This window comes from Pseudomonas sp. NPDC087029 (genome assembly GCF_044745345.1).
Classification (GTDB): Bacteria; Pseudomonadota; Gammaproteobacteria; order Pseudomonadales; family Pseudomonadaceae; genus Aquipseudomonas; species Aquipseudomonas faucium.
This window is the reverse complement of record NZ_JBIVAB010000002.1, coordinates 368,825-393,004: the sequence shown is the minus strand read 5'-3', so window position 1 is coordinate 393,004 and position 24,180 is coordinate 368,825. Positions and strand designations below refer to the sequence as shown.

At 64.5% G+C, this 24,180-nt stretch carries 27 protein-coding genes; 13 read left to right on the top strand and 14 right to left on the bottom strand.

Going from position 1 to position 24,180, the window contains the following annotated elements; all coding sequences use genetic code 11:
- Positions 1-112: 112 nt before the first annotated feature.
- The 4 genes from ftsY to rpoH all read left to right on the top strand — a co-directional run bounded on the left by ftsY (position 113) and on the right by rpoH (position 4,304).
- On the top strand, positions 113-1,645 hold the full coding sequence (gene ftsY, locus ACIPG5_RS05145) for a signal recognition particle-docking protein FtsY (protein ID WP_401373641.1): 1,533 nt from the start codon (positions 113-115) through the stop codon (positions 1,643-1,645).
- Positions 1,642-2,313 carry a cell division ATP-binding protein FtsE gene (gene ftsE / locus ACIPG5_RS05140; protein ID WP_011531723.1) on the top strand — a complete coding sequence of 224 codons (672 nt, stop codon included), beginning with the start codon at positions 1,642-1,644 and terminating at the stop codon, positions 2,311-2,313. Before ftsY ends, ftsE begins: the two co-directional genes overlap by 4 nt.
- The gene (ftsX, locus tag ACIPG5_RS05135) at positions 2,310-3,338 is read left to right on the top strand and encodes a permease-like cell division protein FtsX (protein WP_176510949.1); all 1,029 of its coding nucleotides are present in this window, start codon (positions 2,310-2,312) and stop codon (positions 3,336-3,338) included. The genes ftsE and ftsX overlap by 4 nt, the downstream gene beginning before the upstream one ends.
- Before the next feature lie 111 nt (positions 3,339-3,449).
- Entirely contained in the window at positions 3,450-4,304 is an 855-nt protein-coding gene (gene rpoH / locus ACIPG5_RS05130; RefSeq protein WP_176510948.1) for an RNA polymerase sigma factor RpoH, read from the top strand.
- Positions 4,305-4,381: 77 nt separating this feature from the next.
- Here the strand turns inward: rpoH and mtgA are convergent, their stop codons facing one another.
- Positions 4,382-5,092, bottom strand: coding sequence for a monofunctional biosynthetic peptidoglycan transglycosylase (gene mtgA / locus ACIPG5_RS05125; protein ID WP_401373638.1), 711 nt, complete (start codon positions 5,090-5,092; stop codon positions 4,382-4,384).
- Between the two features lie 64 nt (positions 5,093-5,156).
- Here mtgA and ACIPG5_RS05120 point away from each other — a divergent pair, with 64 nt between their 5' ends.
- From ACIPG5_RS05120 to trmB, 4 genes are all read left to right on the top strand, one after another.
- On the top strand, positions 5,157-5,528 hold the full coding sequence (locus tag ACIPG5_RS05120) for a DUF423 domain-containing protein (RefSeq protein WP_176510946.1): 372 nt from the start codon (positions 5,157-5,159) through the stop codon (positions 5,526-5,528).
- Positions 5,529-5,630: 102 nt separating this feature from the next.
- A complete protein-coding gene (gene thiS, locus ACIPG5_RS05115; protein ID WP_008092964.1) occupies positions 5,631-5,831 on the top strand; it encodes a sulfur carrier protein ThiS in 201 nt (66 codons plus the stop codon).
- Positions 5,832-5,885: 54 nt separating this feature from the next.
- Positions 5,886-6,680: a thiazole synthase gene (locus ACIPG5_RS05110; protein WP_008092966.1), complete on the top strand. Its 795-nt coding sequence runs from the start codon at positions 5,886-5,888 to the stop codon at positions 6,678-6,680.
- Positions 6,681-6,689: 9 nt separating this feature from the next.
- Complete coding sequence (gene trmB, locus ACIPG5_RS05105; RefSeq protein WP_176510945.1) at positions 6,690-7,412, top strand: tRNA (guanosine(46)-N7)-methyltransferase TrmB; 723 nt, start codon at positions 6,690-6,692, stop codon at positions 7,410-7,412.
- A gap of 243 nt (positions 7,413-7,655) precedes the next feature.
- On the opposite strand, the gene ACIPG5_RS05100 is transcribed toward trmB, so the two are convergent.
- The 9 genes from ACIPG5_RS05100 to ACIPG5_RS05060 all read right to left on the bottom strand — a co-directional run bounded on the left by ACIPG5_RS05100 (position 7,656) and on the right by ACIPG5_RS05060 (position 14,232).
- The gene (locus ACIPG5_RS05100) at positions 7,656-7,982 is read right to left on the bottom strand and encodes a DUF3392 family protein (RefSeq protein WP_176510944.1); all 327 of its coding nucleotides are present in this window, start codon (positions 7,980-7,982) and stop codon (positions 7,656-7,658) included.
- A 9-nt stretch (positions 7,983-7,991) separates the two neighbouring features.
- The gene (hemW, locus tag ACIPG5_RS05095) at positions 7,992-9,176 is read right to left on the bottom strand and encodes a radical SAM family heme chaperone HemW (protein WP_401373634.1); all 1,185 of its coding nucleotides are present in this window, start codon (positions 9,174-9,176) and stop codon (positions 7,992-7,994) included.
- Positions 9,173-9,769, bottom strand: coding sequence for an RdgB/HAM1 family non-canonical purine NTP pyrophosphatase (rdgB, locus tag ACIPG5_RS05090; protein ID WP_176510942.1), 597 nt, complete (start codon positions 9,767-9,769; stop codon positions 9,173-9,175). Before rdgB ends, hemW begins: the two co-directional genes overlap by 4 nt.
- Positions 9,766-10,200, bottom strand: coding sequence for a DUF4426 domain-containing protein (locus tag ACIPG5_RS05085; protein ID WP_176510941.1), 435 nt, complete (start codon positions 10,198-10,200; stop codon positions 9,766-9,768). The genes rdgB and ACIPG5_RS05085 overlap by 4 nt, the downstream gene beginning before the upstream one ends.
- A gap of 22 nt (positions 10,201-10,222) precedes the next feature.
- On the bottom strand, positions 10,223-10,843 hold the full coding sequence (gene metW, locus ACIPG5_RS05080) for a methionine biosynthesis protein MetW (protein WP_236237568.1): 621 nt from the start codon (positions 10,841-10,843) through the stop codon (positions 10,223-10,225).
- Between the two features lie 7 nt (positions 10,844-10,850).
- Entirely contained in the window at positions 10,851-11,990 is a 1,140-nt protein-coding gene (locus ACIPG5_RS05075; RefSeq protein WP_176510939.1) for a homoserine O-acetyltransferase, read from the bottom strand.
- Positions 11,991-12,078: 88 nt separating this feature from the next.
- Positions 12,079-12,669, bottom strand: a complete 591-nt coding sequence (locus ACIPG5_RS05070; protein ID WP_401373631.1) for a YggT family protein — start codon at positions 12,667-12,669, stop codon at positions 12,079-12,081.
- Positions 12,670-12,679: 10 nt separating this feature from the next.
- The gene (proC, locus tag ACIPG5_RS05065; protein ID WP_176510937.1) at positions 12,680-13,498 is read right to left on the bottom strand and encodes a pyrroline-5-carboxylate reductase; all 819 of its coding nucleotides are present in this window, start codon (positions 13,496-13,498) and stop codon (positions 12,680-12,682) included.
- Between the two features lie 38 nt (positions 13,499-13,536).
- Positions 13,537-14,232 carry a YggS family pyridoxal phosphate-dependent enzyme gene (locus tag ACIPG5_RS05060; protein ID WP_176510936.1) on the bottom strand — a complete coding sequence of 232 codons (696 nt, stop codon included), beginning with the start codon at positions 14,230-14,232 and terminating at the stop codon, positions 13,537-13,539.
- A 65-nt stretch (positions 14,233-14,297) separates the two neighbouring features.
- Here ACIPG5_RS05060 and ACIPG5_RS05055 point away from each other — a divergent pair, with 65 nt between their 5' ends.
- The gene (locus tag ACIPG5_RS05055) at positions 14,298-15,296 is read left to right on the top strand and encodes a type IV pilus twitching motility protein PilT (RefSeq protein WP_236237566.1); all 999 of its coding nucleotides are present in this window, start codon (positions 14,298-14,300) and stop codon (positions 15,294-15,296) included.
- 98 nt (positions 15,297-15,394) lie between these two features.
- On the opposite strand, the gene ACIPG5_RS05050 is transcribed toward ACIPG5_RS05055, so the two are convergent.
- Positions 15,395-16,024, bottom strand: coding sequence for a C40 family peptidase (locus ACIPG5_RS05050; protein WP_176510934.1), 630 nt, complete (start codon positions 16,022-16,024; stop codon positions 15,395-15,397).
- 169 nt (positions 16,025-16,193) lie between these two features.
- Here ACIPG5_RS05050 and ACIPG5_RS05045 point away from each other — a divergent pair, with 169 nt between their 5' ends.
- Positions 16,194-16,613 (top strand): TM2 domain-containing protein, encoded by a 420-nt coding sequence (locus ACIPG5_RS05045; RefSeq protein ID WP_176510933.1) that lies wholly within the window; start codon positions 16,194-16,196, stop codon positions 16,611-16,613.
- Positions 16,614-16,658: 45 nt separating this feature from the next.
- Here ACIPG5_RS05045 and ACIPG5_RS05040 read toward each other — a convergent pair whose 3' ends face one another.
- The 3 genes from ACIPG5_RS05040 to ACIPG5_RS05030 all read right to left on the bottom strand — a co-directional run bounded on the left by ACIPG5_RS05040 (position 16,659) and on the right by ACIPG5_RS05030 (position 21,433).
- Positions 16,659-17,357, bottom strand: coding sequence for an SPOR domain-containing protein (locus ACIPG5_RS05040; protein ID WP_176510932.1), 699 nt, complete (start codon positions 17,355-17,357; stop codon positions 16,659-16,661).
- Position 17,358: 1 nt separating this feature from the next.
- Entirely contained in the window at positions 17,359-19,095 is a 1,737-nt protein-coding gene (gene argS, locus ACIPG5_RS05035) for an arginine--tRNA ligase (protein ID WP_236237565.1), read from the bottom strand.
- A gap of 118 nt (positions 19,096-19,213) precedes the next feature.
- Positions 19,214-21,433, bottom strand: a complete 2,220-nt coding sequence (locus ACIPG5_RS05030) for a primosomal protein N' (RefSeq protein ID WP_236237564.1) — start codon at positions 21,431-21,433, stop codon at positions 19,214-19,216.
- Positions 21,434-21,599: 166 nt separating this feature from the next.
- On the opposite strand from ACIPG5_RS05030, the gene rpmE reads away from it, so the two are divergent.
- From rpmE to ACIPG5_RS05015, 3 genes are all read left to right on the top strand, one after another.
- Positions 21,600-21,815 (top strand): 50S ribosomal protein L31, encoded by a 216-nt coding sequence (gene rpmE, locus ACIPG5_RS05025; RefSeq protein WP_008092997.1) that lies wholly within the window; start codon positions 21,600-21,602, stop codon positions 21,813-21,815.
- 2 nt (positions 21,816-21,817) lie between these two features.
- On the top strand, positions 21,818-22,639 hold the full coding sequence (locus tag ACIPG5_RS05020; RefSeq protein WP_401373626.1) for a thermonuclease family protein: 822 nt from the start codon (positions 21,818-21,820) through the stop codon (positions 22,637-22,639).
- 180 nt (positions 22,640-22,819) lie between these two features.
- Complete coding sequence (locus tag ACIPG5_RS05015; RefSeq protein WP_176510928.1) at positions 22,820-24,088, top strand: malic enzyme-like NAD(P)-binding protein; 1,269 nt, start codon at positions 22,820-22,822, stop codon at positions 24,086-24,088.
- The last annotated feature ends 92 nt before the right edge of the window (positions 24,089-24,180 follow it).

The following is a 24,180-nucleotide window of genomic DNA, read 5'->3' as shown; positions in this document are numbered from 1 at the left end:
AAGACAAAACATTGCGCATGAACCAGCCGGATTCAAAATAGTCTGTTCTGCGTTTAGAGAATTCCCGATGCGCCACTGCTGGCCCATCGCTACCCTGAGATAGCCGTCTTCCATGTTTGGTTCCAACGACGACAAAAAAGCGCCGGCCGAGGCTGGCGAGAAAAAAGGCCTGTTCAGCTGGTTTCGCAAGAAGCCGCAGCAACCTGTCGCCGAACAGCCACAGACACCCGATGCCCAAGCTGCCGAGCCGGTAGCCGCACAGCCCGCCGTCGAGCCGCCTGAAGCGGCTCCGGTAGCGCCGGAGGTTGCCCAGGCGCCTGCTGTCGCCGAGACACCGCGCCCGGCCGAGCCTGAGCCAGCCCCAGCCGTGATCCTCGAGCCTGTGCAGCAGGCCCCTGCGGCAGCAGGCTTGCCGGCGGATGTGGAGCCAGCCCCGGCACAAGCCGAGCGCCCGGCAGTGGTGGTTGCGGCCCCCGAGCTTCCGGTTGCCCAGCCCGTCGAGCCGCCCGTCAGCAACCTGGTCCTGCCCGTCGCCGAGGAGCCCGTCGCCCTGGTCCCGGACCTCGAGCCCAAGGCCCCGCCAGCGATCCCCGAGCGCCCGGCCCCCGAGCCCGCCGCTGCGCCTGCAGTGGTCGAGCCGGTAATCGCAGCGCCTGCCCCGGTCGAGCCCGAGCCGGCCCCCGTGGTTGCCGCCCCAGCCGGCGAACAGTCCAAGCCCGGCTTCTTCGCCCGCCTCAAACAAGGCCTGTCGAAGACCAGCGCCAGCATTGGCGAAGGCATGGCCAGCCTGTTCCTGGGCAAGAAGGTCATCGACGACGACCTGCTCGACGAAATCGAGACGCGCCTGCTGACCGCCGACGTGGGTGTGGAAGCCACCTCGGCGATCGTCCAGAACCTGACCCAGAAGGTCGCCCGCAAGCAGCTGGCCGATGCCGACGCGCTGTACAAGTCGCTGCAGGATGAACTGGCCGCGCTGCTGCGCCCGGTCGAGCAGCCGCTGAAGGTCGAGGCGCAGAACAAGCCTTACGTGATCCTCGTGGTCGGCGTGAACGGCGCCGGCAAGACCACCACCATCGGCAAGCTGGCCAAGAAGCTGCAGCTCGAAGGCAAGAAGGTCATGCTGGCCGCCGGCGACACCTTCCGCGCCGCTGCGGTCGAGCAATTGCAGGTGTGGGGCGAGCGCAACCAGATCCCGGTGATCGCCCAGCACACCGGCGCCGACTCCGCCTCGGTGATCTTCGACGCCGTGCAGGCCGCCAAGGCCCGCGGTGTCGATGTGCTGATCGCCGACACCGCCGGCCGCCTGCACACCAAGGACAACCTGATGGAAGAGCTGAAGAAGGTCCGTCGGGTGATCGGCAAGCTCGACGCCGAGGCGCCGCACGAGGTGCTGCTGGTGCTCGATGCCGGCACCGGGCAGAACGCCATCAGCCAGGCCAAGTACTTCAACCAGAGTGTGGCGCTCACCGGCCTGGCCCTGACCAAGCTGGACGGCACCGCCAAGGGTGGGGTGATCTTCGCCCTGGCCAAGCAGTTCAATATTCCGATCCGCTTCATTGGCGTGGGTGAAGGCATCGACGACCTGCGCACCTTCGAAGCCGAGCCGTTCGTCAAGGCACTGTTCGCCGAGCGAGAGCACCCATGATCCGATTCGAACAGGTTGCCAAGCGCTATCCCAATGGCCATGTCGGCTTGCATGAGCTGAGTTTCCGGGCGCGCCGGGGCGAATTCCTGTTCGTCACCGGCCATTCCGGCGCTGGCAAGAGCACCTTGCTGCGCCTGCTGCTGGCCATGGAGCGCCCGACCAGCGGCAAGTTGCTGCTGGCAGGCCAGGACCTGGGGCAGATCAGCAATGCGCAGATCCCGTTCCTGCGTCGGCAGATCGGCGTGGTGTTCCAGAATCACCAGCTGCTGTTCGACCGCACCGTGTTCAACAACATCGCCTTGCCGCTGCAGATTCTCGGCCTGTCCAAGGCCGAGATCGCCAAGCGCGTGGATTCGGCCCTGGAGCGCGTGTCGCTGAGCGACAAGGGCGAGCTGTTCCCGGCTGACCTGTCCACCGGCCAGCAACAGCGGGTCGGCATCGCCCGCGCCATCGTGCACCAGCCAGCCTTGCTGCTGGCCGACGAACCCACCGGTAACCTCGACCCGCGCCTGGCCGCGGAGATCATGGGCGTGTTCGAGGACATCAACCGCCTGGGCACCACGGTACTGATTGCCAGCCACGACCTGGCACTGATCGCGCGCATGCGCCACCGCATGCTGACCTTGCAGCGCGGCCGTCTGATCGGCGATGGGGAGGCCGGGCAATGAGCACTACACGTACACCCAAGGTTTCCGAGCGCGTTGCGCCGAAACCCGCCGACCCGCAGCCGGCGAAGAAAAAGCGCGGCGAGCACGACGACGACGGCCCGGACTTCCGCACCCTGCTGCACGCCTGGCTGGAAAGCCACCGCGCCAGCCTGGCCGACAGCCTGCGCCGCCTGGGCAAGCAGCCGATCGGCAGCTTCTTCACCTGCCTGGTGATGGCCGTGGCCTTGAGCATGCCCATGGGGCTGTCGTTGCTGCTGAAGAACGTCGAGAAGCTCGGCGGCTCCTGGCAGCGTGCGGCGCAGATCTCGCTGTACCTGAAGCTCGATGCGGGCAGCCGGGAAGGCGAAGCCCTGCGCGACGAGATCAAGGGCATGCCGGGCGTGGCAGACGCCCTGTACGTCAGCCGCGAGCAGGCGCTCGAAGAGTTTCAGCAGCAGTCCGGGCTTGGCGAGGCCTTGCGCGAGCTTCCCGACAACCCGCTGCCGGGCGTGGTGGTGGTGACGCCGACCGAAGTCGACAAGCCGGCGCTGGAGGCCTTGCGCCAACGCCTGGCCGAGCTGCCACGGGTGGAGAACGCCCAGCTCGACCTGGTGTGGGTCGAGCGCCTGGCGGCGATCCTCAAGCTGGGTGACCGCTTCGTGTTCGGCCTGGCAGTCATGCTGATTTCGGCCTTGCTGTTAGTAATTGGTAACACAATTCGTCTACATATCGAGAACCGGCGCATCGAGATCGAAGTGATCAAGCTGGTTGGCGGCACCGACAGCTATGTACGCCGGCCTTTCCTGTACATGGGCGCGTTGTATGGCCTGGGTGCGGGTGTGCTGGCCTGGGGCATCCTGGCGTTTGGCCTGAACTGGCTGAACGAGGCCGTGGTAGGGCTGTCCGGGCTGTACGACAGCGACTTCGCCCTGGGCGGCGTGCCGGCTGCCGACGGTCTGTCGCTCTTGATCGGTGCGGTGCTGTTGGGGTATATCGGTGCATGGATCGCGGTGGCTCGTCACTTGAACGAGTTGGCACCTCGATAGTTTTTCTGTGCCAGCATTGACATTTTTTTCATTTTGGAACTTGTACCGTCGTTCCGGGTCAATGTTGGCAGCGCCCACAAGGCGCGAGTTTTGTAAGTCGGAGGTTCTTGAATGACCACATCGTTGCAACCTGCGTATGCCCTGGTGCCTGGTGCGAACCTGGAAGCCTATGTGCACACGGTCAACAGCATCCCGCTGCTGACGGTCGAGCAGGAGCGTGATCTGGCCGAGCGTCTCTACTACGAGCAGGATCTCGAAGCCGCTCGGCAAATGGTGATGGCTCACCTGCGTTTCGTCGTACATATCGCCCGTAGCTATGCCGGCTACGGCCTGGCCCAGGCTGACCTGATCCAGGAAGGCAACGTTGGCCTGATGAAAGCGGTCAAGCGCTTCAACCCGGAAATGGGCGTGCGCCTGGTGTCCTTCGCGGTGCACTGGATCAAGGCCGAGATTCATGAGTTCATCTTGCGCAACTGGCGCATCGTCAAGGTGGCTACCACCAAGGCCCAGCGCAAGCTGTTCTTCAACCTGCGCAGCCAGAAGAAGCGCCTGGCCTGGTTGAACAATGACGAAGTGCATCGCGTGGCGGAAAGCCTCGGCGTCGAGCCGCGTGAAGTGCGTGAGATGGAAAGCCGCTTGAGTGGCCAGGACATGGCCTTCGACCCGGCCGCCGAAGCCGATGACGACAGTGCCTTCCAGTCGCCTGCGCATTACCTGGAAGACCATCGCTACGACCCTGCCGTGCAGTTGGAAGACGCCGACTGGAGCGACAACTCCAGCAGCAACCTGCACGAAGCACTGCAGGGCCTGGACGAGCGTAGCCGCGACATCCTCTACCAGCGCTGGCTGGCCGAGGAAAAGGCGACATTGCATGAGCTGGCAGACAAGTACAGCGTTTCGGCTGAGCGTATTCGTCAGCTGGAGAAGAATGCGATGAACAAGGTCAAGGCGCTGATCGCAGTCTGATCACGTTCTGGCAGTACAAAAGAGCCGCCGGCCCTCTCGGGTCGGCGGCTTTTTTATTGGAGCTGGCTTTGTGGCGCTCAGGGCCTGCGCGAGGCATCCAGCTGCATCAGGTAGCTCGGCCCGCCCAGCTGGCTCATCTGCCGCCGAATCCAGCCCGCCCGGCTGGCCACATAGGCGCTGGGCCTGCTGGCACTCCACTTGATCGGGCTGGGCAGCACCGCCGCCAGTTGCGCCGCCTGCTGCCGATTGAGCCGGCTGGCATCGACACCGAAGTGATAGCGTGCCGCAGCCTGGGCACCAAACACCCCTTTGCCCCACTCGGCGCTGTTCAGGTAGACCTCGAGGATGCGTTCCTTGGGCCAGAACAGCTCGATCAGTGCCGTGAACCAGGCCTCCAGGCCCTTGCGCACCCAGCTTCTACCGGACCACAGGAACAGGTTCTTGGCCACCTGCTGGGTCAGCGTGCTGGCGCCGCGAATGCTGCCACCCCGTTCGTTGTAGGCCAGTGCCGCCTGGATGGCTGGGATGTCGAAGCCCCAGTGCGTGGCAAACTTCTGGTCTTCGCCGGCAATCACGGCAACCTTGAGCTCGTCGGAGATGTTCTCCCAAGGCTCCCAGTCGCGCTGCAGGTCGATCGGCTCGCCGCTGAACCACGATTGCACCTTGCGCTCGACCATCAATGCCGAGCCCGGCGGCGGCACCCAGCGAAACACCAGCACCAGCACGATGCTGCCGGCGGCGAACCAGAGCAGGGCACGGGCAAAGCGGCGGAGGAGGGATGAAAGCATGGCGATGGCTTGGCCGGACCGGTGGAACGGGCCATTATACAGACCCGATACGAGGAGTCGTCCCATGCTTCGCAGCTTCCTGATGCTCGCTGCCTTTTTCGGTTTCACCGGTGTAGCCCTGGGCGCGTTCGCCGCGCACGGCCTGAAAAACCGCCTGTCGGCCGACTACCTGGCGATTTTTCATACCGGCGTGACCTACCAGTTGGTGCATACCTTGGCGATCTTCGGCGTGGCGCTGCTGGCGGCGCATCTGCCGGGGCGGCTGGTGGGCTGGGCCGGCGGCCTGTTTGCCGTGGGCATCGTGCTGTTCTCCGGCAGCCTCTACCTGCTGACCCTCAGCGGCCTGGGCAAACTGGGCATCATCACCCCCATCGGCGGCTTGTGCTTCCTGGCCGGCTGGCTGTGCCTGGGGCTGGCAGCCTGGCGCCTGGGCTGACCAAGCGGTCCACAATCGCGACTAATGGCGCCTGCCACCCTTGGGTAAACGCGTGGATCGGCGCTAGAATGCGGGCCCCAAAGAACAATGGTGGCCGTGCGCATGCGCATTCAACTGAACGGTGAACCTTACGAAGTGCCCGCTGGCGAAAGCGTAGCGGCCCTGCTGACACGCCTGGAGCTGACCGGGCGCCGGGTCGCGGTGGAACTCAACCTGGATATCGTGCCGCGTAGCCAGCACGACAGCACGCAGCTGAACGAAGGCGACCAGGTCGAAGTGGTCCACGCCATCGGTGGCGGTTGATCCGCCCCCGGCGACGCACCTGCAAGCCCAGCAACCTTTTCCCGAGGAACAACGATGAGCAACGTTCGTAGCGACAAGCCTTTCACCCTGGCCGGGCGTACTTTCCAGTCGCGCCTGCTGGTCGGCACCGGCAAGTACCGTGACATGGAAGAAACCCGCCTGGCCATCGAGGCCTCGGGTGCCGAAATCGTCACCGTCGCCGTGCGCCGCACCAACCTTGGCCAGAACCCAGGCGAGCCGAACCTGCTCGACGTGTTGCCGCCGGACCGCTACACCATCCTGCCGAACACCGCCGGCTGCTATGACGCGGTCGAGGCCGTGCGCACCTGCCGCCTGGCCCGTGAGCTGCTCGATGGCCACAACCTGGTCAAGCTGGAAGTGCTGGCCGACCAGAAAACCCTGTTCCCCAACGTGATCGAAACCCTCAAGGCCGCCGAAGTGCTGGTCAAGGACGGTTTCGACGTGATGGTCTACACCAGCGATGACCCGATCATTGCCCGCCAGCTGGCTGAAGCCGGCTGCATCGCGGTGATGCCGCTGGCCGGCCTGATCGGCACCGGCCTGGGGATCTGCAACCCGTACAACCTGCAGATCATCCTGGAAGAATCCAAGGTGCCGGTGCTGGTCGACGCAGGTGTGGGCACCGCTTCCGACGCCACCATCGCCATGGAAATGGGCTGCGAAGCGGTGCTGATGAACTCGGCCATCGCCCACGCCCAGCAGCCGGTGCTGATGGCCGAAGCCATGAAGCACGCCATCGTTGCCGGCCGCATGGCCTACCTGGCCGGGCGCATGCCGAAGAAACTCTATGCCAGCGCCTCTTCGCCGCTGGATGGTCTGATCAAGTAAGAGCCCCCGATGACTGAACCGCAAGATACGCCGACCACCCCTGACGGCGAAGCGCGCCCCCACCGCCGCATCAAGAGCTTCGTGATGCGCGCCGGGCGCATGACCGAAGGCCAGCAACGCGGCCTCGACCAGGGCGGCCCGCTGTACATCCTGCCGCTGGCCGACAGCCCGGTGGACTATGACCAGGTGTTTGGCCGTTCGGCGCCGCGCACCCTGGAAATCGGTTTCGGCATGGGCCACTCCCTGCTGGAGATGGCCGCCGCCGCGCCGGAGCTGGACTTCATCGGTGTTGAAGTGCACCGGCCGGGTGTCGGCGCGCTGCTCAACGGCGTGCTGACCCAGGGCCTGAAGAACCTGCGGGTGTACGACTGCGACGCCATCGAAGTGCTCAACCGTTGCGTGGCCGACAACAGCCTCGACCGTTTGATGCTGTTCTTCCCCGACCCATGGCACAAGGCGCGCCACCACAAGCGCCGTATCGTGCAACTGGAGTTCGCCGAACTGGTGCGCCGCAAGCTCAAGCCGGGCGGCGTGTTCCACATGGCGACCGACTGGGAGCCGTATGCCGAGTACATGCTGGAAGTGATGAGCGCTGCGCCGGGTTACCGCAACCAGGCGGCGGACGGTGCTTATGTGCCGCGCCCGCAAGAGCGTCCGATCACCAAGTTCGAGCGCCGTGGTGAGCGCCTGGGGCATGGGGTTTGGGATTTGAAGTTCGAGAAGGTGGATTGAACGGCTGATTCAGCGTTTCAATGTGCTGAAGCCTGCAGAACTGCAGGCGAAAAAAAACCGCCTTGAGAAGGGCGGTTTTTTTGTTTGAGCGAGAGGGCTGAGTATCCGTCGCTCGGGGTTTCACCGAAACACCCACACAGTTAGTGGATCATAGGGAGGCAGGCAGGGTGCGTCAATCATCAGAAAAATTCTGCATCATGTGTATCTGAGCGGTTAACAGCATTGACCGTGCTTTTAGCAACCTCACCCCCGCCGATCAGCCACCACCCCAATCAACACCAGCACCACCAGCAGCACCGGTGCCAACGCATAGTTGTTGAACTGGCCCAGCCCCTTCACCACCCAGGGCGTGGCGTAGATCAGCGCCGCACCACTGCCGATCATCACCAGCAGCGCCATGAATGGTATGCGCAGGGCGCCTGCCAGGCCGCCCAGGCGCTGTTCCACCCAGGCCTTGAGGTCGGTGCCGAACAGCACCAGCAAGCAGCCTACCAGGGCCAGGGAAATCTCCGACAGGTTGCTTCGGCTCCAGCGAGAAACCGTCGCCAGCAGATCGAGTACCAGATCCATGGGTCGTCCTTAGGTCAAGAAATACTGCAGCAGGTCATTGAGGAACAGCTGGCCGCGTGGCGTGGCCACCAACCGATCCGGTTCGACCTGCAAAAGGCCCTTTTGTTCGGCCGCGCGGCGTGCCTCGGTCAGTTGCGCCAGGGGCAGGCCGGTGCGCTGGGTGAACAGCTCGGCTTCCACGCCATCGGTGAGGCGCAGGGCGTTCATCAGGAACTCGAACGGCAGTTCATCCACCGGCAGCAGCTTCTCGCCGGCCTTGAAGGGCTTGGCGAGGTTCAGGTAGTCCTTTGGCAGGCGGGTTTTCCAGGTGCGCAGGATGCGGCCGTCGGCGAAGGTCAGCTTGCCATGGGCGCCGGCCCCGATGCCGATGAAGTCGCCGAAACGCCAGTAGTTGAGGTTGTGCCTGGCCGGGCGATCGGGCTGGGCGTAGGCCGACACTTCGTACTGCCTGAAGCCGTGCTCGGCCATCAGCGCCTGGCCGGCTTCCTGGATGTCCCAGAGGATGTCGTCTTCCGGCAGCTCCGGTGGCTGGTTCCAGAATACCGTGTTCGGTTCCACGGTCAGCTGGTACCACGACAGGTGCGTCGGTTCCAGGTCGATGGCCTGGCGCAGGTCGCCGAGGGCGTCGTCCAGCGACTGGTCGGGCAGGCCGTGCATCAGGTCCATGTTGAAGTTGTCGAAGCCCGCCGCGCGCGCCATTGCCGCGGCACGAATCGCCTCGTCACCATTGTGGATGCGGCCCAGCGCCTGCAACTTGGCCGGCTGGAAGCTCTGCACGCCGATGGACAGGCGGTTGATGCCCGTCTGCCGGTAGGCCTTGAACTTCTCCTGCTCGAACGTGCCGGGGTTGGCTTCCAGCGTGATCTCGATGTCCGGGGCAAACGGGATACGTTGCTCCACGCCACGCAGCAAGCGCCCGAGGGCGTTGGCGCTGAACAGGCTGGGGGTGCCGCCACCGAAGAAGATCGACGAAATCGGCCGGCCTTGCACGGCGGCCAGTTCCTGGTCGAGGTCGGTCAGCAAGGCATCGACATAGGCCTCTTCCGGCAGCTCAGGGCCGGCGGCATGGGAGTTGAAGTCGCAATAAGGGCATTTGCGCACGCACCACGGGATGTGGATGTACAGCGCCAAAGGCGGCAGCGTGGCGAGACCCGCCGCGCCATGGCGCGGCTGGGTGGACAGCGTTGTGATCATGCCAGGCCCAGGCGTTGACGCAGCAGGGCCATGGCGCGGGCGCGGTGGCTGAGCTGGTTCTTGTCGGCAGGGCTGAGGTCGGCGCTCGAGCAGTTGCGCTCTGGCACCCAGAACAGCGGGTCGTAGCCAAAGCCATGCTCGCCACTGGCTTCGAACAGGATGCGCCCTTGCCACAGGCCTTCGCAGAGGATCGGCAGCGGGTCATCGGCGTGCCGCACCAGGGCCAGCACGCAGACGAACTGGGCGCCGCGCTGCTCTTGCGGTACATCCTTCAGCGCTTCGAGCAGCTTGGCGTTGTTGGCGGCATCGCCTTTGCCCTCGGCGTAGCGCGCCGAATAGATGCCGGGTGCGCCGCCCAGGAAGTCCACCGCCAGGCCCGAGTCGTCGGCCAGCGCCGGCAGGCCGGAGATGCGCGCGGCATTGCGCGCCTTGAGGATGGCGTTCTCGACGAACGACAAGCCGGTTTCTTCAGGCTCCACCTGGCTGAACTCACCGATCGAGCGCAGCTGCACCGACTGCCCGAGCATGGCCTGGAGTTCCTTGAGTTTGCCGGCGTTGTGGCTGGCCAATACGAGTTGCTGGAAATTCATCATTCGCCTGGGAACACTTCCTGGTTGAAGCTGAGTTGATGGCTGACCCCGCCGGTTTCGACATTCAGGTCGAAGGTCAGGGTCTCGGCCTGTTCGATCTTGAACTGGGCAATGTAATAAACGGCGCCCTGGTCGGTGATCTGCTTGAACGACAGCGGGTTGCTGCGCCCGGTCAGGTCTTTCACCGTACCGCTGACCACCCCCATGCTCGGCTTGCCCGCCTTGATCAGGGCAATGTTGAGCACGCCCTGGTTCTTGCTGCGGGTAAGCCCGGTGGCGGCGGCAATGTCCGGTTGCAGCATGCTCGAGGTAAAGGCGCTGTAGTGCACCGTCACGTCGCCGAAATCTTCCTTGCGATCGGGCCTGGCGGCATCGGCAGCCAGTGCCGGCAAGGCCAGGCACAGGCTGATCAGGAACAGGGCTAGACGACGCATGGTGCGATTCCTCCGGTGAGCGTCAGACCGCGAGCTGGTGCTCCTGCAGGCCAGGGCTGCTGACGCGATAAATGCCGATTTCACCTAGAAGATTAGGCCAAAGCCGGCCTCCCCACCCGTTGCGGTGCAAGTGGTCGACGGCCAGGCGGTCGAGCACCTTGGCATGGCGCTCGTGGCACAGCTCTTCGAAGTCGGCGAAGGTACAGAAGTGGATGTTCGGCGTGTTGTACCAGGTATACGGCATGAAGTCCGACACCGGCATGCGGCCTTTGGTCGCCAGGTACCAGCGGCAGCGCCAGTGGCCGAAGTTGGGGAAGGTGATGATGCACTGGCGGCCCACCCGCAGCATCTCGTCGAGGATGCGGTCGGGGTACTCCACGGCCTGCAGGGCCTGGGTCATGATCACCACGTCGAAACTGTTGCTGGCGAAGTTGCCCAGGCCCTTGTCCAGGTCCTGCTCGATCACGTTGACACCCTTGGCCACGCAGGCGGCGATGTTGTCGGCGTCGATTTCCAGGCCGTAGCCGGTGACGTGCTTGCGATCGCGCAGCGATGCCAGCAGCTCGCCACTGCCGCAGCCCAGGTCGAGTACCCGGCTGCCGGCGGGAATCCACTCGTGGATGATTTCCAGATCGGCTCTCATGCTGTCCTCAGATGGCGATGCGGTTCATGTAGTTCGAGAAACCCTGCATGTAGCGAGGCGTCGGGATCAGGAAGGCATCGTGGCCGTAAGGCGAATCGATCTCCAGATAACAGACGTTCTTGCGCGCCGCCATCAGGGCGTCGACGATCTCGCGCGAGCGGGCCGGCGAGAAGCGCCAGTCGGTGGTGAACGACATGATGCAGTAGTCTGCCTTGACCTCGGCCAGGGTGGCCGCCAGGTCGCCGCCGTGGGCCGCGGCCGGGTCGAAGTAGTCCAGGGCCTTGGTCATCAGCAGGTAGGTGTTGGCGTCGAAGCGGCCGGAGAACTCTTCGCCTTGATAGCGCAGGTAGCTCTCGACCTGGAATTCGACGCTGTGGAAGTCGTAGTTGAGCTTGTCGCTCTTGAGCTCACGGCCGAATTTCTCGCCCATCGAGTCATCAGACAGGTAGGTGATGTGGCCGACCATGCGCGCCAGCATCAGCCCGCGCTTGGGGATCACGCCCTGGTCCTGGAACGAGCCGCCGTGGAACTCCGGGTCGGTGAGGATGGCCTGGCGCGCTACTTCGTTGAAGGCGATGTTCTGCGCCGACAGCTTGGGCGCCGAGGCGATGTCCACGCAATGGCGCACGCGCTCGGGGTAGGTGATGGTCCACTGCAGCGCCTGCATGCCGCCCAGGCTGCCACCAACGATGGCGGCCCATTGCTGGATGCCGAGGCGGTCGGCCAGGCGGGCCTGGCTGTGCACCCAATCTTCCACGGTCAGCACCGGGAAATCGGCGCCATACGGCTTGCCGGTGGCCGGGTTGACGCTGCTCGGGCCGGTGCTGCCGTTGCAGCCGCCGAGGTTGTTCAGGCTGACCACGAAGAAGCGGTTGGTGTCGATCGGTTTGCCTGGGCCGATGCAGCTGTCCCACCAGCCCGGCTTGCGGTCGGTGGCGGCATGGTAGCCGGCAGCATGGTGGTGGCCGGACAGGGCATGGCAGATCAGCACGGCATTGCTCGCGCTGGCGTTCAGGCTGCCATAGGTTTCATAGACCAGCTCGTAGCTGGCCAGGGAGCGGCCACAGGCCAAGGCCAGCGGTTCTTCGAACCGGGCAGTTTGCGGTGTAACCAGACCGACGGAATCTTCGGGAAGGACAGTGGACATCGACCCTGCTCACGCTTGACGGAGGCGTAAGTCTAAAGAGCGCTACCCCCAGCGGCAAGCAAAGGCTTGCCGCCAGGTGCAGGCGGGGTCAGATCATCCGCCACAGTTCCGGTGGCATGCCGGCATAGGCGGCCAGCGGTGGCATGACGAACGACTGGATCACCTGGATCGCCAGGAAGGCGAAGATCGGCGAGATGTCCATGCCGCCCAGGTTGGGGACGATGCGGCGGAACGGTGCCAGCACCGGCTCGCTGATCTGGTAGGCCAGTTCGGCAGCTGGGTTGTGGCTGTTCGGCGCGACCCAGGAGACGATCACCATGACGATCATCGCCACCCAGAAGATCTTCAGGAACAGCGAGGTGATCCCGATGATCGCCCACATCAGCAGGTGCAGGACATCGCCGAAGGCACCGTAGGTGACCATCAGCACGAAGCCCATCAGCAGGGCCTGGATGACCACGGCCAGCAGCAGCGAGGAGGTGTCCAGGCCACCGATGCTGGGGATCACCCGGCGAATCGGCTTGAGCAGCGGCTGGGTGGCGCGCACGGTGAACTGGCACAGTGGGTTGTAGAAGTTGGCCTTGACCAGCTGCAGCACGAAGCGCAGCAGGACGATCACCAGGTACAGGCTGACCAGGGTTTGCACCACGAAGATCGCGGCGCCTGACAGTGCATTCATCAACAGCTCCTTATTTGCCCAATTGCTCGGCCAGCTCGGCAGAACGCTTGGCCGCAGCCTCCAGCGCTTGCTCGACGATGGCTTCGAACCCGTTGCCCTGGAACGACTTGATTGCCGCCTCGGTGGTACCAGCCGGCGAGGTGACGCGGCGGCGCAGTTCGGCGGCGTCGACGTCGCTGGCCACGGCCATGTGCGCGGCGCCCAAGGCCGTTTGCAGGGTCAGCTGAGAAGCGGTTTCGCGCGGCAGGCCGAGTTTTTCGCCGGCGGCGGTCATGGCTTCGATCAGCAGGAAGAAATACGCCGGGCCGCTGCCCGAGACGGCCGTGACCGCATCGAGCTGCTGTTCCTGCTCCAGCCACAGGGCGGTGCCGACAGCCGACAGCAGCTGTTCGGCCTGCTCGCGCTGTGCGGCGGACACCTCGGCCGTTGCATACAGGCCACTGACGCCCTGGCGCAGCAGCGCCGGGGTATTGGGCATGCAGCGCACCACCGGGCGGGCGCCGAGCCAGGCCTGCAGGCTGGCGCAGGTGATGCCGGCGGCGATGGAAACGATCAGCTGGCCATCTTGCAGGCTTGGCTGCAGGGCCTGGCACACGGCCTTCATCACCTGCGGCTTGACCGCCAGGACGATCACGTCGGCATCGGCGATGGCGCTGGCGTTGTCTTCGAACGTTGCAACTCCGTGCTCGGCCTGCACCCGCGCGCGGGTTTCGGCGCCCGGGTCGCTGGCGCGGATCTGCGACGCGTCCAGGCCTTGGGCACGCAGGCCGCCGATCAGGCTGGCGGCCATGTTGCCGGCGCCGATAAAGGCAATACGTGTCTTGCTCATGTCAGGTCCTTGAGGGAAAGAGTGAGTAAAGCATGGAATCAGACGGGGTCGCTGGCCGGGTAGCTGCGCGCGCCGAACAGGGCGGTGCCGATGCGTACCCAGGTCGCTCCCTGTGCAATCGCCGCTTCAAGGTCGTGGCTCATGCCCATGGACAAGGTGTCCAGGCCCAGGCCCAACTGCTCCTGCAACTGGCGCAGGCTGGCAAAGGCTGCCTCTTGCTCGGCGCGGTCGTCGGTCGGCTCGGGGATCGCCATCAACCCGCGCAGGCGCAGGTTGGGCAGGGCGGCCACGGCATTGGCCAGCGCTGGCAGGTCCGCCGGGGCGCAGCCCGACTTGCTGGCTTCACCGCTGACATTCACCTGCAGGCAGATGTTCAGCGCGGGCAGGCCAGCAGGGCGCTGCTCGGACAGGCGTTGGGCGATCTTCAGGCGGTCCACGGAATGTACCCAGTCGAAATGTTCGGCAATCGCTTTGGTCTTGTTCGACTGAATGGGGCCGATGAAGTGCCAGATCAAGGGCAGGTCGCGCAGTTCGCCCTGCTTGTTCAGCGCTTCCTGCAGGTAGTTTTCGCCCACGTCGCGCACGCCCGCGGCATGGATTTCGCGGATGGCACTGGCCGGTTTGGTCTTGCTCACCGCCAGCAGCTGGACGCTGGCCGGGTCGCGCCCAACGGCCCGGGCCGCGCTGTCGATGCGCTTGGCGAGGGCGGAAAGGTTGTCTGCTATGGTGGACATGGATCGATGCCGTCGGCTCTGGGGTCTGCGGCATTCTACCTGCTTGATGGCCTTTGGGGAGTCTCATGGACGTGACCGACCTGCTGGCCCGGGCCGTGGAGGCAGGGGCCAGCGACCTGCACCTGGCCGCGGGTGAAATACCGATGCTGCGCCTGGATGGCGAATTGCAGCGCCTGGGTTTGCCTTGTTTGCAGCCTGCTGCCTTGAGCGCTGGCCTGGCGCCTTTGCTCGACGATGGGCAGCGCCAGCGTTGGGAGCAGGGTGACGAGCAGGACCTGGCGCTGCAGCTGGCACCCCTTGGGCGTTTTCGTCTGAACCTGTTTCGCCAGTTGAACGGCCCGGCGGCAACCTTCCGCCTGATCCCGGCACGCATCGCGACTCTCGATGAACTGGCACTCGAAGAAGTGTTTCGAGCTATTGCACAGTACAGCGACGGCCTGGTGCTGATCGGCGGCCCGACCGGCAGCGGCAAGTCCAGCACCCTGGCGGCACTGATCGATCAGCTCAATCGTCAGCGGTGCCTGCACATCATCACCCTCGAAGACCCGATCGAAGTTATCCACAGCGGCCAACGCAGCCTGATCAACCAGCGCGAAATCGGCCGGCATTGTCGTGACTTCAGCCAGGGGCTGCGCAGTGCGCTGCGCCAGGACCCGGATGTGATCATGATCGGCGAGCTGCGCGACCTGGAAACGATCCGCCTGGCGCTGCGCGCGGCGGAAACGGGGCATCTGGTGTTGGCGACGGTGCATACGCGCTCGGCAGTGAGCAGTGTCGACCGGCTGGTGGATGTGTTTGCCGCAGAAGAAAAGCCATTGGTGCGGGCAATGCTGGCGGAGTCATTGCGCATGGTGGTGGCGCAGGTGCTGGTCAAGCGCGTGGGAGGCGGGCGGGTGGCGGCCAGGGAGGTGCTGGTGGCGACACCGGCGGTGCGTAACCTGATACGCGAAGGGCGGATGGCGCAGTTGTGCTCGGTGATGCAGGCGGGGGCGGCGCAGGGGATGCAGACGATGGAAGGGGCGATGAGCCAGCTGAAGAGTAAAGGGCTGGTCGAGTTGACGTGAAGCCTTCTGGCCCTATCGCCGGCAAGCCGGCTCCCACAGGTGCATTACAGGGTTCGAGGCCTGTGGGAGCCGGCTTGCCGGCGATGGGGCCAGCGCAGTCAGCGCTTGGCCAGTGCCAGCTGCTGCTGATCCTTCGGCAACACCCGCTTGGCGACAACGTAATGCTTCTGCCAGTAAGGCTTGCTCAGGTTGTCGATGCTCACCCGCTTGCCGCGACGCGGCGCATGGATGAAACGGTCGTTGCCCAGGTAGATGGCAACGTGGTTGACCCGGCGGCTCTTGATGTTGAAGAAGATCAGGTCGCCCGGCTTGAGGTCGCCCTGCGCTACCTTCACGCCATGCCCCTCGGCCATGGCATTGGAGGTGCGCGGCAGGTCGACGTCAGCCACGTCGTTGAAGGCGTACTTGACCAGCCCGCTGCAGTCGAAACCCTTTTTCGGGCTGCTGCCACCCCATACATAAGGCGTGCCGAGTACATTGACGGCGCGGCTGAGCACATCGCTGCTCTGCTTGGGCGACATCGAGGCAACGGCGGGCAGGTTATGGCCCTTGGCCGAGGTATTCTGGCGTGCGCGCAGCGCGGTCTGCTTGACCGGCGCGTGTTTCACCGAGGCGTTGCTGGTGTAGCCGGTGAAACCATTGGGAAGACGTTGCTCACGATTGGTGGCGTGGGCGGCCAGGGGCAATAATAGGCAGAGGGTCAGCCATGTCTTGAGTAAAGGCGGCATAGATGAAGCTCTTTATGAATGTTTTATGTGTGTTGGCGGGCAACTTTATAACAGCTTTTTGATCAGTTTCTGATCCGTTGGTCGATTGTCATGCTGCCGTACGTCGGTCAACGCCAGAAAAGTCACATTTTTTTTTAGAAAATTTTCGGATAACCCAGGAGGGCTATGAATGAACAGTTATGAACAAGGGGCGCCGTACCACGACACCCACAGCAAGGTGATCGGCTACCTGCTGTGGATCTTCGGCTTCACCGGCTCGCACCGCTTCTACTACGGCAAGCCCATCACCGGGACGATCTGGTTCTTCACCCTGGGCCTGCTCGGCATCGGCTGGCTGATCGACCTGTTCCTGATTCCGTCGATGGACCGCGAGGCCGACATGCGCTTCCAGTCCGGGCGCATCGACTACAACATCGCCTGGATCCTGCTGACCTTCCTCGGTGTGTTCGGCGTGCACCGGCTGTACCAGGGCAAGTGGATCAGCGCGATCATCTACTTCTTCACCGGTGGCTTGTTCCTGCTGGGCGTGCTGTATGACTTCTGGACGCTGAACGGCCAGATCTCCCAGGCCAACAGCGAGCGCCGCTAAGGCAGAAAAAAGGCCTTGTCGCATCGAGCGGCAAGGCCTTTTTCATTACTGGCGAGTCTGTCGCTGCTGCAGCAGCAGGTTGCTGAACCCGGCCCCTGCCAACTGCTTCTGGGCCCCGGTCAGCTGTTCGCGGTTGCTGAACGGGCCGACCAGCACGCGGTACCAGGTTTCATCCTTGACCGTTCCCGACTCCACCTTCACCGCCTGGCCCAGCAGGATGATCTGCGCGCGCACCTTGTCGGCATCCGCCTGCTTGCGGAACGAGCCCGCCTGCAGGAAGAACTGCGTGGTGGCTGCCGGCTTGATCACCGGCGGCGCTGGCGGCGGCGTTTGCCCCAGCAATGCAGCCTGGGCGCGCGCGGTGTCGATCTTCGCGGCTTCCGCCGGGGTTACCGGGGTCACCGGCTGGGCTGGCACGGGCGGTGTCTTCTCCGGTACCGCCTCAGGCGGCACGATCACCTCGGACTCCGGCAGCAGCGTATAGAAGTCGTACTTCGGCTTCACCGGCTGCTGCGGCGTGGCAGGCGTGGACTTGCTGGCTTCGGCCGCCTTCTCTGGCTTCTGCTGCTCGGGCTTGGTGCGCTGGATCTCGCCGCCACCGGGTTCGAGCTTCATCAAGAAGACGATGAAGGCGCCGACGGTAAGGCCGACCGCCAACCATACCCAGCCGGGGATCGGCTGTTTGGCCGGTGCCTGGGTGCGGCTGGCGCCGCGCTTGGGTGCTGGTTTTTTCTTGGCAGCCAACTTACATACGCTCCAGGGTTTCCAGGCCGAGCAGTTCCAGACCTTGCTTGAGGGTGCGGCCGGTCAGGGCAGCCAGGCGCAGGCGGCTCTGCTGCTGCTGCGGGGTTTCGGCGGCGAGGATCGGGCAGTTCTCGTAGAAGCTGGAGAACAGCCCGGCGAGGTCGTAGAGGTAGCTGCACAGCACGTGCGGCGTGCCCTTCTCGGCGACGTTGTTGAGGATTTCGCCGAACTGCGCCAGGCGTGCGGCCAGGTCCTGCTCGTGGGGCGCCTGCAGCACGATGCGGCCTTCGACCTCGTCAAAGCCCTTGCCCAGCTTGCGGAATACGCCGGCCACGCGGGTGTAGGCGTACAGCAGGTAAGGCGCGGTATTGCCTTCGAAGTTGAGCATCAGCTCGAAGTTGAAGCTGTAGTCGCTGGTGCGGTGCTTGGACAGGTCGGCGTACTTCACCGCGCCGATACCCACCACTTCACCGATGTGGCGCAGTTCTTCATCGGCCAGGCTCGGGTTCTTTTCCTTGACCAGCGCATAAGCGCGGTCCTTGGCCTCGGTGAGCAGGTCGATCAGCTTCACGGTGCCGCCGTCACGGGTCTTGAACGGGCGGCCGTCGGCGCCGTTCATGGTGCCGAAGCCCATGTGCTCCATCTGCATCGGGTGGCCGACGAAGCCTGCGCGGCGGGCCACTTCGAACACCTGGTTGAAGTGCAGTGCCTGGCGCTGGTCAACGAAGTACAGGGCGCGGTCGGCCTTGAGCACGTTGCTGCGGTAGCGCACGGCCGCAAGGTCCGTGGTGGCGTACAGGTAGCCACCGTCGGCCTTCTGCACGATCACCGGCAGCGGCTCGCCTTCGCTGTTCTTGAACTCGTCGAGGAACACGCACTGGGCGCCCTGGTCTTCGACCAGCAGGCCCTTGGCCTTGAGGTCGTTGATCACGTTGGCCAGGTCGTCGTTGTAGGCGCTTTCGCCCATCACGTCGGCCATGGTCAGCTTGACGTTGAGCAGCTCGTAGGTCTTCTGGCAGTGCGACAGCGAGATGTCCTTGAAGCGCGTCCACAGGGCCAGGCACTCGGGGTCGCCGGCCTGCAGCTTGACCACCAGGCCGCGGGCGCGGGTGGCGAATTCTTCGGATTCGTCGAAGCGTTTTTTGGCCGCGCGGTAGAAGTTCTCCAGGTCCGACAGCTCGTCGCTGGTGATCGGGTTCTCTTCCAGGTAGGCCATCAGCATGCCGAACTGGGTACCCCAGTCGCCCACGTGGTTCTGGCGGATGACCTGGTCGCCGAGGAACTCCAGCACCCGGGCGACGCTGTCACCGATGATGGTCGAGCGCAGGTGGCCGACGTGCATTTCCTTGGCCAGGTTCGGTGCCGACATGTCGATCACCACCTTCTGCGCAGGGCCGGCCTTGCGCGCGCCCAGGTGGGCGTCGGCCAGGGCCGCGTCGAGGCGATTGGCCAGGGCTTCGGTGTTCTGGAAGAAGTTCAGAAAGCCTGGGCCGGCGATCTCGACCTTGCTGATGTCGGCGCTGGCCGGCAGGGCGGCGATCAGTTTCTCGGCCAGGTCGCGCGGCTTCATGCCGGCCGGCTTGGCCAGCATCATGGCGATGTTGCTGGCGAAATCGCCGTGGGTCTTGTCCCGGGCGTTTTCCACCTGGATCGCCGGCGACAGCCCTTCAGGCAGCACACCGTCGGCGACGAGTTGGGTGAGGGCTTGCTGGATCAGCTGGCGAATGGTGTCTTTCATGGGGATCTCTTTTCGACCGCAAGCGCGGTGGGGCGCCTGGATGCGCAGGTGGAAAAACTGGGCATTATCCGTTGCCGGGGCCGGGTTGCCAACCTTTGGCGGCCAATGGGCTGCATGCTCAATACAGGTCCACGGGGTCCACATCGAGCGACCAGCGTACCTGGCGCCCGCTTGGCAGTTGCTCCAACACTAGCAACCAGGCGCTGATCAGTCGATGCAAGGGTGCCCGGGTGTTGGCCTGGATCAACAATTGGGCACGGAAGCGCCCAGCCTTGCGCTCCATCGGAGCGGGCACCGGGCCCAACAGTTCAATGCCCGGCAAGCCTTGCTCGGCCACCAGGCGCTCCGCCGCACTGCAGGCCTCGTCGAGAAAGCCCTCGGCCTGGCCTGGCTTGTGGGCTTCGGCGCGCAGCAGGGCCAGGTGCGAATAGGGCGGCAGGCCGGCTGCGCGGCGTTCGTCCAGGGCCTGTTCGGCGAAGGCGAAGTAGCCTTGCTCGGTCAGCTGCACCAGCAGCGGGTGGTCGGCCAGGTGGGTCTGGATGATCACCTTGCCCGGCTCTTCGGCACGCCCGGCGCGGCCTGCAACCTGGACGATGAGCTGGGCCATGCGCTCGCTGGCGCGAAAATCGCCGGAGAACAGCCCGCCATCGGCATCGAGGATGGCCACCAGGGTGACCCGCGGGAAGTGGTGCCCCTTGGCCAGCATCTGGGTGCCGACCAGGATGCTCGGCTGGCCGCGCTGGATGGTGCTGAACAGGTTGTGCATGGCGTCCTTGCGCGCCGTGCTGTCGCGGTCCACGCGCAGGATCGGGTAGTCCGGGAACAACACCTTCAGGCGTTCCTCGGCGCGCTCGGTGCCAGCCCCGACCGGGCGCAGGTCCACGTGGTTGCACTTGGGGCACTGGTGCGGCAGCCGCTCGTCATATCCGCAGTGGTGGCAGCGCAGCACGCCGGAGCGTTGGTGCACGGTCATGCGCGCATCGCAGCGCGGGCATTCGGACAGCCAGCCACAGTCATGGCACAGCAAGGTGGGGGCGAAGCCGCGGCGGTTGAGGAACACCAGCACCTGCTGGCCGGCTTCCAGGGTCAGGCGGATGGCCTGTTGCAGCGGGCCGCTGATGCCACTGTCCAGCGGCAGGCTCTTCACGTCCAGGCGCAGCATGCGTGGCGGGCGCGCGCCACCGGCGCGCTGGTTCATGCGCAGCAGGCGGTAGCGGCCGGTCAGGGCGTTGTGCAGGGTTTCCAGCGACGGGGTGGCAGAGCCGAGCAGGATCGGGATGTTTTCCTGGTGGGCGCGCACCAGCGCCAGGTCGCGGGCGTGGTAACGCAGGCCTTCCTGCTGTTTATAGGAGCCGTCGTGCTCCTCGTCGATAATGATCAGGCCCGGGTTCTTCATCGGGGTGAACAGCGCCGAGCGGGTACCGATGATGATGTCGGCCTCGCCATCACGCGCCGCCAGCCAGGCGTCGAGGCGCTCGCGGTCGTTCACGGCCGAGTGCAGCAGGGCGATGCGCGCATTGAAGCGTTGCTCGAAGCGCGCCAGGGTCTGCGGGCCAAGGTTGATTTCGGGGATCAGCACCAGCGCCTGCTTGCCGGCTTCCAGGGTTTCGCGGATCAGTTGCAGGTAGACCTCGGTCTTGCCGCTGCCGGTGACGCCCGCCAGAAGAAACGCGGCAAACCCGCCAAAGCCCTCGCGCACCGCGTCGAAGGCATCGCGCTGTTCTTCATTGAGCGGCAGCTCCGGCTGGGCCAGCCAGTGTTCGTGGCGTGGCGCCGGGCGCTGGCGGCGCACTTCCACCTGGACCAGGTCCTTGGCCAGCAGCAGGTCGAGGCTGTCCTTGTTCAGGTTGAGCTTGGCCAGCAGGCTGTGGGCCACGCCATGGGGGTGCTGGGCCAGGGTCTTCAAGGCATCGCGCTGGCGGGGCGCCCGGGCGATGCGCGGGTCTTCGGCGCGGGCGCCGGGGGCCACGTGCCAGAAGCGTTCCTGGCGCATTTCGGCCGGCTCGCCCTGGCGCAGCAGCGTGGGCAGGGCCCAGCTGAGCGTGTCACCGAGGCTGTGCTGGTAGTACTGGGCCGTCCACAGGCACAGCTTGAACAGCGCCGCCGGCACCGGGGTCACCGGGTCGAGCAGGGCGATGGCCGGCTTGAGCTTGTCGGCGGGCACTTCGCTCTGCTCGCAGACCTCCACCAGCACGCCGATCATCTCGCGGCGGCCGAATGGCACGCGGATGCGCATGCCCGGTGCCAGGGCCTGGCGCGCCATGCTCGCCGGCGCCCGGTAGTCGAACAGGCGACGCAAGGGAGAGGGCAGGGCAAGGCGCAGGATGACGTCGGACACGCGGAATATCTCGGAGGGCATTTCAATGACTGGCGAGCCTAGCAGACGACGGCCGGTGCAAGCGACAACTTGCGCTGGCGTGACACTCTGGTAATATTCGCCGCCTAATTACGTGCGGTATTCAACAATGGTGTTGGGTGGCGGCACGCAGCTCGAGGAAGTGACCATGAAAGCAGATATTCATCCGAACTACGAAGTAGTTGCAGTCACCTGCAGCTGCGGTAACAAGTTCGAAACTCGTTCGACCCTGGGCAACACCCTGGCGATCGACGTTTGCAACCTGTGCCACCCGTTCTACACCGGTAAGCAGAAAGTCCTGGACACCGGTGGTCGCGTACAGAAGTTCGCCGACCGCTTCGGCATGTTCGGTACCAAGAAGTAATCATGCGCATGGCGAAACCTTCGGGCTTCGCGTTGTTGCTGAAAAAGGCGCCCCTTGTGGGCGCTTTTTTTGTGGGCGCGATCTGGCACCTACCGGCGCAGGCCTTCTGCCCGCTGCCAAGCAAGCCGCAGCCAGTGGCCGTGCGCCAGGTGGTGGATGGCGACACCCTGCGCCTGGCCGATGGCCGCAGTGTGCGCATGATCGGTATCAATGCCCCGGAAATCGGCCGCAAGGGCCGCACCAGCGAGCCTTATGCCGAAGCGGCCAGGCAGCGCCTGCAGAGCCTGGTCAAGGCCAGCGATGGCCGCGTCGGGCTGGTGCTGGGCCGGGAGGCGAAAGACAAGTACGGGCGCACGCTGGCACATGTCTATGCGGGCAATGGCGACAATCTCGAGGCGCGGCTGCTCAGCGAAGGGCTGGGTTACCGGGTTGCGGTCGCCCCCAATGTGCGCCTGGCGGGCTGCCAGCAGGCTGCCGAGCAGGCGGCGCGCCAGGCGCGTCTTGGCCTGTGGCGGCGTTCTCCGGTGCAGCGCGCTGCTGAGGTAAGGCAGTCGGGCTTCGCGCTCATCGCGGGCACAATCGGCAGCATCGAGCGCAATCGCGCCGGCATCTGGCTTGAACTGGAAACCGGCGTGGTGCTGCAGGTTCCCGCTCGTCTGCAACGCAACTTCCCCGCCAGCTTCTTCGATAACCTCAAAGGGCGCCAGGTTGAAGCGCGCGGCTGGGTGCTGGATCGTTCCCGCAAGGGTGGGCTCAAGCCGGGGCAGCGACGTTGGCTGTTGCCGTTGACCGATCCAAGTATGCTGGAGCGCGTTTCAGGCTGAAAAGATGTAGACATTTCGCTATCGGATTGTACACACTGTCAATTCCAATGCCCCCGCGGGTTATAGCGTAAAGTCGTAGGCTAAAGGCCTTGACACAAGTGACCGACCAGTCTTGTGGCTCCCCGGCTCTTTGCGTATCCTCGGCGGTCCGTCAGAACAGTAAATAGCGGAATGCCCACCATGTCAGACCTGAAAACCGCCGCTCTCGAATATCACGCTCAACCTCGTCCGGGGAAACTGAGCGTCGAGCTCTCCAAGCCCACCGCCACCGCCCGTGATCTCGCCCTGGCCTACAGCCCAGGTGTTGCCGAGCCGGTGCGCGAAATCGGCCGTGATCCAGAGCTGGCCTACAAATACACCGGCAAGGGCAACCTGGTTGCGGTGATTTCCGATGGCACCGCCATCCTCGGTCTGGGTGACCTCGGCCCACTGGCTTCCAAGCCGGTCATGGAAGGCAAGGGCGTTCTGTTCAAGCGTTTCGCAGGTATCGATGTGTTCGACATCGAAGTCGAGTCGGAGAGCCCACAGGCCTTCATCGACACCGTGCGCCGCATCTCCATCACCTTCGGTGGCATCAACCTCGAAGACATCAAGGCCCCAGAGTGCTTCGAGATCGAGCGCACCCTGATCGAGCAGTGCGACATTCCGGTCTTCCACGATGACCAGCACGGCACCGCGATCGTTACCGCGGCCGGCATGATCAACGCCCTGGAAATCGCCGGCAAGAAGCTCGAAGACGCCAAGATCGTCTGCCTGGGCGCCGGCGCTGCTGCCATCTCCTGCATGAAGCTGCTGGTGAGCATGGGTGCCAAGGTCGAGAACATCTTCATGATCGACCGCAGCGGCGTGATCCACGCTGGCCGCGACGACCTGAACCAGTACAAGGCCCAGTTCGCCCACGCTACCGACAAGCGCACCCTGGCCGACGCCCTGAACGGCGCTGACGTGTTCGTTGGCCTGTCCGGCCCGAACCTGCTGAGCCCGGAAGGCCTGAAGTCGATGGCTGCCAACCCGATCGTGTTCGCCTGCTCGAACCCGGACCCGGAAATCTCGCCAGAGCTGGCACACGCCACCCGCAGCGACGTGATCATGGCCACCGGTCGTTCCGACTACCCGAACCAGGTCAACAACGTACTGGGCTTCCCGTTCATCTTCCGTGGTGCTCTGGACGTTCGCGCCAAGCGCATCAACGAAGAGATGAAGATCGCCGCCGCCATCGCCCTGAAAGACCTGGCCAAGCTGCCGGTGCCGAAGGAAGTGTGCGACGCGTACAACGTCCAGGCTCTGGAATTCGGCCGTGAGTACATCATTCCGAAGCCGCTGGACCCACGCCTGATCAACGTCGTATCCGACGCTGTGGCCAAGGCTGCCATCGAATCCGGCGTGGCTACCCTGCCGTATCCGAAGCACTACCCGCTGAACAGCGTGGACGAAGTGTTCAACGGCTGATTGCTGGCGTAGCGACACAAAAAAGCCCCGGCTCGTGAGAGCCGGGGCTTTTTGTTTGCCTTGATATCGGGGTGTCAGTGCCGGCCTATTCG

Coding starts and splice junctions, on each gene's coding strand:
- argS (WP_236237565.1), bottom strand. CDS start 19,095: ATGAAAGACACCATTCGCCAGCTGATCCAGCAAGCCCTCACCCAACTC.
- ACIPG5_RS05085 (WP_176510941.1), bottom strand. CDS start 10,200: ATGCGTCGTCTAGCCCTGTTCCTGATCAGCCTGTGCCTGGCCTTGCCG.
- thiS (WP_008092964.1), top strand. CDS start 5,631: ATGCGCATTCAACTGAACGGTGAACCTTACGAAGTGCCCGCTGGCGAA.
- ACIPG5_RS05075 (WP_176510939.1), bottom strand. CDS start 11,990: ATGTCCACTGTCCTTCCCGAAGATTCCGTCGGTCTGGTTACACCGCAA.
- metW (WP_236237568.1), bottom strand. CDS start 10,843: ATGAGAGCCGATCTGGAAATCATCCACGAGTGGATTCCCGCCGGCAGC.
- ACIPG5_RS05100 (WP_176510944.1), bottom strand. CDS start 7,982: ATGGATCTGGTACTCGATCTGCTGGCGACGGTTTCTCGCTGGAGCCGA.
- ftsY (WP_401373641.1), top strand. CDS start 113: ATGTTTGGTTCCAACGACGACAAAAAAGCGCCGGCCGAGGCTGGCGAG.
- ACIPG5_RS05120 (WP_176510946.1), top strand. CDS start 5,157: ATGCTTCGCAGCTTCCTGATGCTCGCTGCCTTTTTCGGTTTCACCGGT.
- ACIPG5_RS05055 (WP_236237566.1), top strand. CDS start 14,298: ATGGACGTGACCGACCTGCTGGCCCGGGCCGTGGAGGCAGGGGCCAGC.
- ACIPG5_RS05020 (WP_401373626.1), top strand. CDS start 21,818: ATGCGCATGGCGAAACCTTCGGGCTTCGCGTTGTTGCTGAAAAAGGCG.
- rpmE (WP_008092997.1), top strand. CDS start 21,600: ATGAAAGCAGATATTCATCCGAACTACGAAGTAGTTGCAGTCACCTGC.
- rpoH (WP_176510948.1), top strand. CDS start 3,450: ATGACCACATCGTTGCAACCTGCGTATGCCCTGGTGCCTGGTGCGAAC.
- ftsE (WP_011531723.1), top strand. CDS start 1,642: ATGATCCGATTCGAACAGGTTGCCAAGCGCTATCCCAATGGCCATGTC.
- ACIPG5_RS05060 (WP_176510936.1), bottom strand. CDS start 14,232: ATGTCCACCATAGCAGACAACCTTTCCGCCCTCGCCAAGCGCATCGAC.
- ACIPG5_RS05045 (WP_176510933.1), top strand. CDS start 16,194: ATGAACAGTTATGAACAAGGGGCGCCGTACCACGACACCCACAGCAAG.
- hemW (WP_401373634.1), bottom strand. CDS start 9,176: ATGATCACAACGCTGTCCACCCAGCCGCGCCATGGCGCGGCGGGTCTC.
- ftsX (WP_176510949.1), top strand. CDS start 2,310: ATGAGCACTACACGTACACCCAAGGTTTCCGAGCGCGTTGCGCCGAAA.
- ACIPG5_RS05015 (WP_176510928.1), top strand. CDS start 22,820: ATGTCAGACCTGAAAACCGCCGCTCTCGAATATCACGCTCAACCTCGT.
- ACIPG5_RS05110 (WP_008092966.1), top strand. CDS start 5,886: ATGAGCAACGTTCGTAGCGACAAGCCTTTCACCCTGGCCGGGCGTACT.
- proC (WP_176510937.1), bottom strand. CDS start 13,498: ATGAGCAAGACACGTATTGCCTTTATCGGCGCCGGCAACATGGCCGCC.
- mtgA (WP_401373638.1), bottom strand. CDS start 5,092: ATGCTTTCATCCCTCCTCCGCCGCTTTGCCCGTGCCCTGCTCTGGTTC.
- rdgB (WP_176510942.1), bottom strand. CDS start 9,769: ATGATGAATTTCCAGCAACTCGTATTGGCCAGCCACAACGCCGGCAAA.
- trmB (WP_176510945.1), top strand. CDS start 6,690: ATGACTGAACCGCAAGATACGCCGACCACCCCTGACGGCGAAGCGCGC.
- ACIPG5_RS05050 (WP_176510934.1), bottom strand. CDS start 16,024: ATGCCGCCTTTACTCAAGACATGGCTGACCCTCTGCCTATTATTGCCC.
- ACIPG5_RS05070 (WP_401373631.1), bottom strand. CDS start 12,669: ATGAATGCACTGTCAGGCGCCGCGATCTTCGTGGTGCAAACCCTGGTC.